The organism is Rahnella victoriana (assembly GCF_004330295.1).
GTDB classification, from domain to species: domain Bacteria; phylum Pseudomonadota; class Gammaproteobacteria; order Enterobacterales; family Enterobacteriaceae; genus Rahnella; species Rahnella victoriana.
The window spans coordinates 117,435-129,889 of the sequence record NZ_SJOJ01000009.1; the positions used below are offsets into that span (position 1 = coordinate 117,435).

Sequence of the window (12,455 nt, forward strand, 5' to 3'; positions counted from 1 at the left end):
CCCTTTTCACCTGACGGCAGAACTTATTCTGCCGTCATCACCGGTGAGTTCAGCGGCGACATCTTTCCTGACTGCCCCACGAAACGCTGGCGGTAGTCACGCGGTGAAACCCCGCAGGCGCGGCTGAACACCACAGAGAAATAATTACTGTCATCAAATCCGCATTCCGCCGCCACATCACTGATCGTCATGTTGCCGTAACGCAGCAAACTCATCGCCCGGCACAACCTCAGCTGACGCAAGTAATGCGTTACGCTCATGCCGGTATGCTGTTTGAACAACGCACGCAACGCACGCGGATTCAGCTGATGTTGCTGACAAAATGTCTCAAGATGGAAATTTTCGGCGACGTTAGCCCGCAATGCCATCAGCAATAAATCCAGCTGATGGGCATCCGGCAACGCGCCGCTGTCCGGCCGGTGACGAAAACGCAGCAACAACAACGCCAGTTGCATCAGCAGGGCTTCACTCAGCTGCACCGACAGCGGCTCAGACTTCATACACTCTTTCGCCAGCTCATCGACTTTATCGCGCAAAACCGACATCCCGAGCGTGCTCAGCCGCCAGTATCGCTGTTCCTGACTGGCATTCTCCTCCGGCAACAGTTGTGACCAGTCAGCCGCCAGCCCGAAACGCTCACGGCAGAACAGCACATTATCCAGCGCCAGCTCATTTACTGACTCATAGCTGTGCCGGTCCCGGGCGTTAATATAAAACAGATCACCGCAGGTGATGGGATAAGGGATATCGTTCCAGATATGCAGACCATTTCCGCGCCAGACGATGACCAGTTCATCGAAATCGTGGTCATGGCTGGGGAAATCCGCCTGGGGATGGCGTTCGGCCACCACGACCGAATTCATGCCGGTCAGGAAGAAGTCATTCTTACTCAGTCTCAATGACATAGCAGCAATCTCATACCCGTTTGACGACAAAATAAACGAGGCGATTTCGGTGTGTTATCCCGAAGACCGCAAGAGGGTGCCGCTTAACGTAGCTGATCACGCATGAGTTTTGGCGACACCGAAAACTCCCGACGGAATTGGGTCGAGAAATGGTTACTGTCACTGAACCCGCAGGCATACGCGATATCGGTAATGCTTTGATCACTATGATGTAAGCGACGGCGCGCTTCTAATAAACGCAGCCGGTTGAGATACCGCTGAGGCGTCATGCCCGTGTAATGCTTCATCTGCCGGTGCAAGGTTCGCAGCGCCAGTGAAAAACGTTCTGCGGCTTCAGTCCAGTTAACATCCTCACTGTAATGGGACTGGAGCCATTGCAAAAGTTGATTGACCTTGTTTTCCGATGTATCTCGCAATTGTGGCTGGAAACAGTCCTGATAAAGCAGGATCAGCAGCTGTAAAAACAGGCTTTCGCGCGTGGCGATATGTTCCATTTCCACGCTGGCAGGCAGCGCCTCCAGCTGCGTGATGCAGTTCAGGACCTGTTGCAACACACAAGGACTGAGTTGCCAGTGGATCTGCGACTGATAGTGGTGTTCCTGCGGCAAAAAATGGCCGACATCCTGAATGAAGCGAAAGGCTTTCGGTGAGCGAAACAACACATTGGTCAGACGAAGATTGTCCACATTCTCAAACAGATGATGATCGCTGGCGCGCACGAAACAGACCGTTCCGGCCGTCAGTGTGTAAGGGTTGTCATTAAAGATGTGCACACCTGATCCGCTTTCCACCAGCATAATCTCGTGGAAATCATGGTAGTGCTCCGGGAAGACATCTTGCGGAAGACGCCGCTCGACCGTCACGGTCAGCTCAGGTGCCGCAAAATAATCATCACCTCTCAGTAACGTCATTGTTTGCCTCCGGTTCAACATCATTATGCTTCGGGAAACAACCCTACCCTGCACGCGACATCCTTACCTTCAAACCACGGCGTTAAAAACGTCATAAGCGGTCATATTTCAAAGATTGCCCCTGTCGTGATGCGGATCTGCGGCAAAGATCACAATCGCCTCTCCGGCGTTACGCTGACGTTGCAACCCCCCGCATGAACCAGCTTTGGAGCGTTATGTGATCTGCCTCGCATCTACCTTTTTAATGCTGCCATCCCGCCAAAACCGGTGGCAATCACCGGAAGGTACCCCCGAAACGCCTCCCCTACACTGGCCGCATATTCAATAAGGAATGGCCGCTATGAGAACTCACCATCTTGCCGCTATTGACCTCGGCGCTTCCAGCGGCCGGGTGATGCTGGCGACGTTTACCCGTCAGGATCCCGATCCGGCAGCGACGCTGACATTGCAGGAAATCCATCGTTTTCCCAACAACCTGATCCGCGTTGACGGTCACGACACCTGGGATCTCGATGCGCTGGAAAAACACATCCTTGAGGGGCTGAATCGCCTCGATGCTTCCGGTGTTCCGCTTGACGGTATCGGCATTGATACCTGGGGTGTGGATTACGTATTGCTTGAGGAACAGGGTCAGCGTGTCGGTTTGCCGGTCGCTTACCGTGACAGCCGTACCGACGGCGTGATGGCACGGATGGCGCAGCAATGTAGCCGCGAGACGCTGTATCAGAAAACCGGCATTCAGTTCATGCCCTTCAACACCCTTTACCAGTTGCGTGCGCTGAGCGAACAGCAGCCCGACATCGTCAGCAAAGCCGCACACATGCTGATGATCCCGGATTATTTCCTCTATCGCCTCACCGGCAAAATGAACTGGGAATACACCAACGCCAGCACCACGCAGATGCTTAATCTCGCCACCGGCGACTGGGATGAGGATTTGCTGAAACTGGCAGGCGTTCCGCGTCACTGGCTGCAAAAACCAACGCTGCCCGGCAATTCGCCCGGACAGTGGAAAAGCCCGCGCGGACGCAGCGTGCCGGTATTCAGCGTCGCGACACACGACACCGCCAGCGCGGTGGTGGCCGCCCCGCTCACCAGCTCCCGCAGCGCCTATCTCAGCTCCGGCACCTGGTCCCTGATGGGCATCGAAAGCCCGAAAGCCTTCAACCATGCGCAGGCACTGCACGACAACATCACTAACGAAGGCGGCATTAACGGCAGCTATCGGGTATTGAGAAATATCATGGGGTTGTGGCTGTTCCAGCGGGTGTGCCGCGAACTGAATATTCAGGATCTGCCGTCACTGATCACGCTGGCGAAAAACGTCACGCCGTTCACCTATCTGATTAACCCGAACGAAGACCGCTTTATTAATCCGCCGTCGATGGTGGATGCCATTCGCGATGCCTGCCGTCAGGCGGGCGATCCGGTGCCGGAGTCTCAGGCTGAACTGGCACGCTGCATTTTCGACAGCCTCGCCATGTTGTATCGCAAAATCGCCTTACAACTGGCTGATTTACAAGGCATGCCGCTGGAAGACATTCACATCGTCGGCGGCGGCAGCCAGAACCAGTTCCTGAACCAGCTTTGTGCCGATGTCTGTCAGGTCAGCGTCAGCGCCGGTCCGGTTGAGGCTTCGACGCTGGGCAATATCGGTTGCCAGCTGATGGCGCTGAACGCCGTCAAAGATACCGCTGAATTTCGTCGCATCGTTGCCACGAATTTCGAGCAACGCCACTACATTCCCCGTAATCACACGGATTTTGCTATTCACTGGCGCCGTTTTCAGGCGCTGTGTCACGCCAATGAGGAGCTCGCAGTATGACTTCATCTATCGATCAAGCATGGACACTTGCCAAAGAACGCTTTGCACAGCTGGGCATTGATGCCGAAGCAGCAATCAAACAACTCGATACCCTGCCCGTATCCATTCATTGCTGGCAGGGGGATGATGTCGCGGGCTTCGAAAACCCTGAAGGCGGCCTGACCGGCGGTATTCAGGCGACCGGTAACTATCCCGGCAAAGCGCGAAATGCACAGCAACTGCGTGCCGATTTAGAACTGGCGATCTCCATGATACCCGGCCCTAACCGTCTGAACCTGCACGCGATTTATCTGGAATCCGATACGCCTGTTGCCCGTAATGAAATTGAACCTAAGCATTTCACCGGCTGGGTAGACTGGGCGAAGAAAAACAAACTGGGTCTGGATTTCAACCCGTCCTGCTTCTCACACCCGATGAGTGCCGACGGCTTCACGCTGTCTCACGCCAACCCGGAAATCCGTCAGTTCTGGATCGAACACTGCCAGGCAAGCCGTCGTGTTTCTGCCTCGTTTGGCCGCGCATTAGGCACACCGTCCGTCATGAATATCTGGGTACCAGATGGCATGAAAGACGTCACCGTGGATCGTCTGGCACCGCGTCAGCGTCTGCTGAGTGCACTGGATGAAGTGATTTCTGAAAAATTTGATCTCTCTGAACATATCGATGCCGTTGAAAGCAAACTGTTCGGTATCGGTTCCGAAAGCTACACCGTCGGCTCTAACGAATTCTATCTCGGCTATGCCGCCAGCCGTGGCACCGCGCTGTGCCTCGACGCCGGTCACTTCCACCCGACCGAAGTTATCTCCGACAAAATCTCCGCCGCGATGTTGTATGTACCGCGCCTGTTGCTTCACGTCAGCCGTCCGGTGCGCTGGGACAGCGATCACGTCGTGCTGCTGGACGACGAAACACAAGCCATCGCCAGCGAAATCGTTCGCCATGATCTGTTCAACCGCGTGCATATCGGTCTGGATTTCTTCGATGCTTCGATCAACCGCATCGCGGCCTGGGTTATCGGTACCCGCAACATGAAAAAAGCCCTGCTGAAAGCCCTGCTGGAACCGACTGATTTACTGAAAAAACTGGAAGCGGAAGGCGATTACACCGCACGTCTGGCGCTGCTGGAAGAACAAAAATCCCTGCCATGGCAGGCCGTGTGGGACATGTATTGCCAGCGCCACGATGTACCGGTGGGGGGGCAGTGGCTGGATACCGTCCGTCATTACGAAACCAGCGTGCTGGCAAAACGTTAATTGCCGCTGAACACCACAGAAACGCATTCACCTTATTCGCAGGAAAGAACCGATGAAAACATTATTTAGCTCGTGGTTTGTACAAGGCATGGTCAAAGCGACCACCGATATGTGGCTGAAAGGCTGGGATGAGCGCAACGGCGGCAACGTCAGCATGCGTTTGTTACCGGAAGACGTTGCCCCTTATAAGAACGATTTTTACGCCCAGCCGCGTCAGGTTGAACTGACACAGCATGCGCCTGATCTGGCCAACGAATACTTCATCGTGACCGGTTCCGGTAAGTTTTTCCGTAACGTGCAACTGGCTCCGTCTGAAGCGCTGACCGTTATCCAGCTCGATGACAAAGGCGCCAGCTATAAAATTCTGTGGGGCCTGACAGCGGGCGGCTTACCGACCTCAGAACTGGCCTCGCATCTGCAATCTCATGCCGTGCGTAAACGTGTTACAAACGGTCAGGATCGCGTGATCATGCACTGCCATGCCACCAACCTGATCGCACTGACGTATGTGCTGGAACTCGACAGCGCCAAAATCACCCGCAAGTTGTGGGAATGCAGCACCGAATGTCTGGTGGTCTTCCCGGACGGCGTGGGCATTGTGCCGTGGATGGTGCCGGGCACCGACGGCATTGGTGCCGCCACGTCCGACCGTATGCAACATCACAGCCTGGTGCTGTGGGCATTCCACGGTATCTTCGGCTGCGGCCCGACACTGGATGACGCCTTTGGCCTGATCGACACCGCTGAAAAATCGGCGGAAATTCTGGTGAAAGTGATCTCGATGGGTGGCATGAAACAAACCATTCAGACTGATGAACTGATTGCTCTCGGCAAACGTTTTGACGTCACGCCTTTCGAGGCCGCGTTGAAAGCCTGATCCGGCATTTAATGCTCCAGACCACATAAATCCTGCACGGGGAACAGGGGATGTTTCCCGTAGCAGGAAATGGCAAAGACCACGGAGCAGCGCACAACAGAACACCTATTTTACTTACTCTGTAGAGGGAATTTTTATGAGTTTCATGTTGGCACTACCTAAAATCAGCCTTCACGGCCAGGGCGCAATCGAAGATATGGTGGCGATGCTGGCGACCAAACGCCACGGCAAAGCCCTTATCGTCACCGACGGCCAGTTAATCGAACTGGGTCTGCTCGACAGTTTATTCTCCGCAATGAAACAAGCCGCACTGCCTTACGCCGTTTACGGTGGCGTCGTGCCGAACCCGACCTCCGCCCATGTGGATGAAGGCTTCCGTCTGTATCAGGAAAACCACTGCGATTATCTGATCGCCTTCGGTGGCGGCAGCCCGATTGATACGGCGAAAGGCATCAAAATTCTGACCGCCAATCCGGGTCCAGCCACACGGTATTCCGGTGTCGGCAAAGTCACTCAGCCGGGTGTCTTCCTGGTGGCGATTAACACCACCGCAGGCACCGCAGCAGAACTCACCAGTAATGCGGTTATCATCGACAGTCAGCGTCAGGTGAAAGAAGTGATCATCGACGCCAATCTGATCCCGGATATCGCCGTTGACGATCCGTCAATTATGCTCAAGATCCCGGCCAGCGTGACTGCGGCGACCGGCATGGATGCGCTGACCCACGCCATCGAAGCCTATGTTTCCGTCGGCGCACATCCGCTGACCGATCCGACGGCGCTCGCGGCGATTTCCACGATCACGCAATGGTTGCCGAAAGCCGTCGATCATGGCGACGATATCGAAGCCCGCGAGAAAATGGCGCAGGGGCAATATCTGGCAGGCATGGCATTTAACAGCGCCGGTTTGGGGCTGGTTCACGCACTGGCGCATCAGCCGGGCGCGACACACAACCTGCCGCACGGCGTCTGTAATGCGATTTTGCTGCCGGTTGTTGAAGAATTTAACCGCTCATCCGCACCTGCTCGTTTCGCCGATATCGCCCGCGCAATGGGCGTGCACACGCAAGGTATCAGTGAAACGCAGGCCAGCATGGCGGCCATCGACGCTATCCGCACCTTATCCACCCGCGTGGGAATTCCTTCCGGTTTCAAAGAACTGGGCATTTCAGAAGCGGATATCGAAGGCTGGCTGGACAAAGCGCTGGCTGACCCGTGTGCGCCTTGCAACCCGCGCACCGCAACCCGCGAAGAAGTGCGTGAGCTGTATCTGAAAGCAATGTAGTTTCTAGTGTCTGCCTCTGTGAAGGGGAAGAAAAAGGTGTAATTTCTTTACTCCTCCCCCTGCGAAGGGGGAGGTTGGGAGGGGGTTTAGCAGGCAACTTCAGATTCAACGCTGCCATTAATACCCCACCCCAGCCCTCCCCTTCGCAGGGGTGGGAGTAAATCTAACCGGAGAAAAACATGATCCGTAAATCCTTCGTGATGCAGGTCAACGCGAATGCACACGACGAATATCAGCGTCGTCATTCGCCAATCTGGCCGGAACTGGCGGAAACCCTGAAAGCCCACGGCGCACATCACTACAGCATTTTTCTGGATGAAAAACGCAATCTGCTGTTTGGCTATGTGGAAATTGAATCAGAAGAAAGATGGAATGCCGTGGCGAAAACGGAAGTCTGCCAGAAATGGTGGAAGCATATGGCAGACGTGATGCCTGCCAATGCCGATAACAGCCCGGTGAGTAACGATCTTAAACCGGTCTTTTACCTCGATTAACCCGCTGACCGGCGGGTTTTCCTTTTCCGCTTCCGGCTGTCGGATTTTGCGCTTTTGAAGCGGTAAAACGCGTGGCTGCCGGTTTCGCTTTGCCCGAACGAGACGGGGCAAACTTCGGATCAAAACCGTCCGGCGGCACCAGACAATCAGGCCGGATGCCAATCAGACGGCGCATGCCCATTGCGGTCAGCGCCTCGCGGATCACCGGCCAGTTGACCGGATCGTGATAGCGCAGCAGCGCCTTATGCAACCGGCGCTGGCGATCCCCTTTCGGCACCACCACGTCTTCGCTTTTGTAATCCACTTTGCCAAGCGGATTCTTGCCGCTGTAATACATCGTGGTGGCGCTGGCGAGCGGTGACGGATAGAAGTTTTGCACCTGATCCAGGCGGAAACGGTTTTTCTTCAGCCACAGCGCCAGATTGATCATATCTTCCGTTCGCGTCCCCGGATGCGCAGAAATGAAGTAAGGGATCAGATACTGCTCTTTTCCGGCCTGTTTGGAATAACTGTCAAACAGCTCTTTGAACCGGTAATAGCTACCCATCCCCGGCTTCATCATTTTCGACAGCGGTCCGGTTTCGGTATGTTCCGGTGCGATCTTCAGATAGCCGCCGACATGATGCTCCGCCAGCTCTTTGATATAACGCGGGTCTTCCACTGCCAGATCGTAACGCACTCCGGAGGCGATGAGGATTTTCTTGATGCCTTTCAGGCTGCGGGTGCGGCGGTACAGGTTGATCGTGGGTTCATGGTTTGTGTCCATGTGCGTGCAGATTTCAGGATACACACAGGACGCGCGGCGACAGCTTTGTTCCGCTTTCGGCGACTGACAGCGCAGCATGTACATGTTGGCGGTCGGGCCACCCAGATCGGAAATCACACCGGTGAATCCCGGCACGCTGTCGCGGATCTCTTCAATTTCGCGGACAATCGATGCTTCAGAGCGGCTCTGAATGATCCGCCCTTCATGTTCCGTGATCGAACAAAATGCACAGCCGCCGTAACAGCCACGCATGATATTGATCGAGAAACGGATCATGTCATACGCCGGGATCGTCGCTTTGCCGTAAGAAGGATGCGGTACGCGCTGGAACGGCAGACCAAACACTTCGTCCATTTCTTCCGTAGATAACGGGATCGCCGGAGGGTTGATCCACACATAGCGGTCGCCGTGTTTTTGCATCAGGGCACGCGCACAGCCGGGGTTGGTTTCATGATGCAGAATGCGCGAGGTATGGGCGTACAGCACTTTATCGCCCTTCACTTTCTCAAATGACGGCAACAGCACGTAGGTTTTCTCCCACGGTTTCGGCTTCGGCGCTCGTACCGTCACCGGCTGCGGCGCATCCGGCGCAGGCAATTCCCCTTCTGAACAGGGCAAATCTTCGCCATATGGGTTCATGATCGGCTCAATCCGCCCCGGTTTATCGAGCCGCGTGGAATCCACACCGCTCCAGCCGATCAGCGCCGTTTTGCGCATCACGGCGGTATTACGCACGTCATGAATATCAGTAATGGATTCACCGGCAGCCAGACGGTGCGCCACTTCCACCAGCGGGCGTTCGCCGTTGCCATAAATCAGCATGTCGGCTTTGGAATCCACCAGCACCGAGCGGCGCACGGTATCTGACCAGTAATCGTAATGGGCGATGCGCCGCAGGCTGGCTTCGATGCCGCCGAGCACCACCGGCACGTCGCTGAAAGCCTCTTTGCAGCGCTGGGTATACACCAGCGTGGCGCGATCCGGACGTTTACCGCCGACATTGCCCGGCGTGTAGGCATCGTCATGACGCAATTTCCGGTCAGCGGTATAGCGGTTGATCATCGAATCCATGTTACCGGCGGTGACGCCGTAAAACAGATTCGGCTTACCGAGGCGCATGAAATCGTCTTTGCTGGTCCAGTCCGGCTGCGCGATGATCCCGACGCGGAATCCCTGCGCTTCCAGCATGCGGCCAATGATCGCCATGCCGAAACTCGGATGATCGACATAAGCATCGCCGGTCACCACGATCACATCACAACTGTCCCAGCCAAGCTGATCCATTTCCTCCCGGGTCATCGGGAAAAACGGCGCAGTGCCGTAGCATTCGGCCCAGTAACGCGGGTAAGAAAACAGGGTGCGATCTGGTTGGATCAGGCTGACTGGCATAGTAGGGTCTTCGTTCGGCGGCAAATAATTGGCCGCAAATTATACGGGGATGGAAACCGCGGCGGGTGAGCAAATCGCTTAAAATTGTTTTAGATCAAATTATGTTTTCTGACTGAGCGCCGTGTTTTAACCGGGCTGCTCCGGCGCGGAAGGTCTCAGCAGATCCCGTATTTCTTAAGAAGTCATTTCCTTTATACCGGCAATAAAGAGTGCTCAAATACTCCACTACTGAAACAGGTTTTAAAGGAAAACTAGCGTTATGGATAATAAACGTTTCCAGAAATTACTCTTGCCCAAGCTTACCGAAGCCATGCTCTTTACGCGTTCACGATTGTCACTGAAATCCGCCAATAAGTTTTATCCGGATAAAAGAATGATTGATGGTCTGATGATGTCGGATCCTAAAAAATACCGGCTGCATTCACTGGGCGGCGACAGGGATCGGGGTGCCATGGTGCGGGGTCTGCGAAAGCTCAATCTTTCCGCCCAGCAGCTTTACCGGAAAGTTGAAGAAGATTATCGCAACGGGAAAGAAAATGCGGGCAACTGCGGCGAAAATGCCCGCGTCGCATTTTGCTACATCAGTGAAAACATTCAAAAATGGGAAAGACTCGCCGGTACGCCCCTGAAAGTGCTCAGTATTTTCATTACCAATCCGGTCGATCATTGCCTGGTGTTAGTCGGCACCCAGCCTGTACGTAACAACGGAAGGATCCTCGAGAACGCACTGATTTGCGATCCGTGGGCAAAGATCGTCTGCCCGCTGGCGCATTATTCTCTTGAGTGGAAGATGAAAATGAACAAATGGTCTAACCGTGGCCTGAAGGGGAAATATCCCGGCGGTGTTTACGACCATTTTGCTAACAGGGATTCCCGTGAAGCGATCCGTATCGGCAAGTTCGTTATTTATGAACAAACCCAGTACCGGATTTCGCAGCGGATCCATGATAAAAAGCTTTATTCGCTGATTGATCCCAATGCGATTACCTGACGTTTTTGTTGTCATAAAAATGGCCTGCCGGTTTCCCGCAGGCCATTTTTTTAGTGAAACTCAGATTATTTTTTCGCCAGCGCCTCAAACACTTTTTCAACGGCCACAGCGCCCGGATCTTTCACCCCTTTCAGGCTGTTGCTGCTGAGATAAGACGATCGCCCGGCATTGGCTTTCTTCATGCTGGCCGTGTCTTTTGCCCCTTTGGCGGCGGCTTTGGCGGCCCCCTTCAGTGCATCTTTTTTGCCTAAGGCTTCCAGCGCCGGTTGCAGCGCGTCGATCATGGTGCGATCACCAAGATCGGCACCGCCGTAATGTTTCATACGTTCAAGGCCCGACAGCAAGGCTTGCGGCAACTTCTCGCCTTCAGCGACCTTTTTACCGGCGGCGGTGAAGAAGATCGACATCAGCACACCGCTGGATCCGCCCATCACGGTTGCCAGACGATCGCCGACGACGCCCAGCAGATCCGCCACATTGTTCAGCGGCAGTTTTTTGCCTTTGTTCTGTTTCTGGATATCGCGTGCGCCAGTGGCAAATGTCGAACCGGTATCGCCGTCACCGACTTTGGCATCCAGCTTGTTCAGCTCATCTTCCAGATCAGAAAGGGTCTGGGTAATGGTTTCCACGATTTTGCCGACTTCCGCATTGGATGAGGCTTTTACGGTTTTCTTATCGCTGATTTTCTTGCCTTTTTTGGTCGCCAGTTTTTCCAACCTGACCAGCGGATGCCAGCCGGACGCTTCCACATCCGCCAGCAGGGCTTCTTCAATGCCGCCTTTGAGGGCAATCACAGAGAGCGAGAAGCCTTTCATGTCCAGCGCGCTGACCAGCGAGGCCGGGCCGATCAGATAACGGATCGAATTCCCAAGCGCTGAATGCACCACTTCTTTGGTGATCTGATTCATCTCCAGCGGCGATACGCCGCCGAGATTGTTAATCAGCACCGCCAGCTTGTCGCTTTTTTTCACATGCGCCGCAAGCTTGCTGACCAGCGTATCCACCACTTTTTGGCTGTTCTGGGTTTTCATGGTCGACACACCCGGCTCGCCGTGGATCCCTAAACCCAGCTCAACGTGGCCCGATTCGATACGCTGTTCTTCTTCATCTTCTCCGCCACCCGGCAGGCTGCAACCGGCTGCCGCCACACCGATACTGGCCGTGGCATCAATGGCCTGCTGGGCAATTTTGGTGACGTCTTTCAGGGATTTCCCCTGCTCTGCTGCGTAACCGGCAATTTTATGCACCAGCGCCGTTCCGGCGATGCCGCGCGGCTGTTTGTTATCCGGCAGGGAAATGTCGTCAGAGACCATCACCAGCTCGACGTCATAGCCCATGCCTTTGGCTTTCTCAGCCGCCAGACCGAAGTTCAGCCGGTCGCCGGTGTAGTTTTTGACAATCAGCAGACAGCCCGCTTTACCGGTAACCGCCATAATCGCGCTCAGCACCGCATCGACGCTCGGTGACGCAAACACTTCACCGCACACGGCGGCGGTCAGCATGCCTTTGCCGACAAACCCGACATGCGCGGGTTCATGGCCGGAGCCACCGCCGGAAATCAGGGCGACTTTTTTCTTATCCCAGTCACGGCGAACGACGACGCGGATTGCCGGATCGATGTCCAGTTTGGCCAGGTTTTTGTAGGGAGAGGTCAGGATCACCCCTTCGATAACATCGTTAATCAGAGTCTTGCGGTCATTCATAAAGAATTTAGACATGCCGGATCTTTCCTTTTAACTGTTTTCCAGGTGAAAAAAAC

The 12,455-nt window shown here is 54.8% G+C and carries 10 protein-coding genes; 6 read left to right on the forward strand and 4 right to left on the reverse strand.

The window, feature by feature from the left end:
- Positions 1-23: 23 nt before the first annotated feature.
- Positions 24-905, reverse strand: a complete 882-nt coding sequence (rhaR, locus tag EYY67_RS09680) for an HTH-type transcriptional activator RhaR (protein ID WP_131693396.1) — start codon at positions 903-905, stop codon at positions 24-26.
- An 83-nt stretch (positions 906-988) separates the two neighbouring features.
- Positions 989-1,816: an HTH-type transcriptional activator RhaS gene (gene rhaS / locus EYY67_RS09685; RefSeq protein WP_095924555.1), complete on the reverse strand. Its 828-nt coding sequence runs from the start codon at positions 1,814-1,816 to the stop codon at positions 989-991.
- Positions 1,817-2,156: 340 nt separating this feature from the next.
- Between rhaS and rhaB the strand changes: the two genes are divergently transcribed.
- The 5 genes from rhaB (at position 2,157) to rhaM (ending at position 7,550) form a co-directional block, all read left to right on the forward strand.
- The gene (gene rhaB / locus EYY67_RS09690) at positions 2,157-3,641 is read left to right on the forward strand and encodes a rhamnulokinase (RefSeq protein WP_131693397.1); all 1,485 of its coding nucleotides are present in this window, start codon (positions 2,157-2,159) and stop codon (positions 3,639-3,641) included.
- Positions 3,638-4,894 (forward strand): L-rhamnose isomerase, encoded by a 1,257-nt coding sequence (locus tag EYY67_RS09695; protein ID WP_095924553.1) that lies wholly within the window; start codon positions 3,638-3,640, stop codon positions 4,892-4,894. The genes rhaB and EYY67_RS09695 overlap by 4 nt, the downstream gene beginning before the upstream one ends.
- Positions 4,895-4,946: 52 nt before the next feature.
- Positions 4,947-5,771: a rhamnulose-1-phosphate aldolase gene (gene rhaD / locus EYY67_RS09700; protein WP_095924552.1), complete on the forward strand. Its 825-nt coding sequence runs from the start codon at positions 4,947-4,949 to the stop codon at positions 5,769-5,771.
- 136 nt (positions 5,772-5,907) lie between these two features.
- Positions 5,908-7,056, forward strand: a complete 1,149-nt coding sequence (gene fucO, locus EYY67_RS09705; RefSeq protein WP_131693398.1) for a lactaldehyde reductase — start codon at positions 5,908-5,910, stop codon at positions 7,054-7,056.
- Between the two features lie 179 nt (positions 7,057-7,235).
- Entirely contained in the window at positions 7,236-7,550 is a 315-nt protein-coding gene (gene rhaM, locus EYY67_RS09710; RefSeq protein WP_095924550.1) for an L-rhamnose mutarotase, read from the forward strand.
- Here the strand turns inward: rhaM and EYY67_RS09715 are convergent.
- Positions 7,525-9,705 carry a YgiQ family radical SAM protein gene (locus EYY67_RS09715; protein ID WP_095924549.1) on the reverse strand — a complete coding sequence of 727 codons (2,181 nt, stop codon included), beginning with the start codon at positions 9,703-9,705 and terminating at the stop codon, positions 7,525-7,527. The genes rhaM and EYY67_RS09715 overlap by 26 nt on opposite strands.
- A gap of 259 nt (positions 9,706-9,964) precedes the next feature.
- On the opposite strand from EYY67_RS09715, the gene EYY67_RS09720 reads away from it, so the two are divergent.
- A complete protein-coding gene (locus tag EYY67_RS09720; protein WP_131693399.1) occupies positions 9,965-10,696 on the forward strand; it encodes a hypothetical protein in 732 nt (243 codons plus the stop codon).
- A gap of 65 nt (positions 10,697-10,761) precedes the next feature.
- On the opposite strand, the gene EYY67_RS09725 is transcribed toward EYY67_RS09720, so the two are convergent.
- Complete coding sequence (locus EYY67_RS09725) at positions 10,762-12,414, reverse strand: dihydroxyacetone kinase subunit DhaK (protein ID WP_131693400.1); 1,653 nt, start codon at positions 12,412-12,414, stop codon at positions 10,762-10,764.
- Between the last annotated feature and the right edge of the window lie 41 nt (positions 12,415-12,455).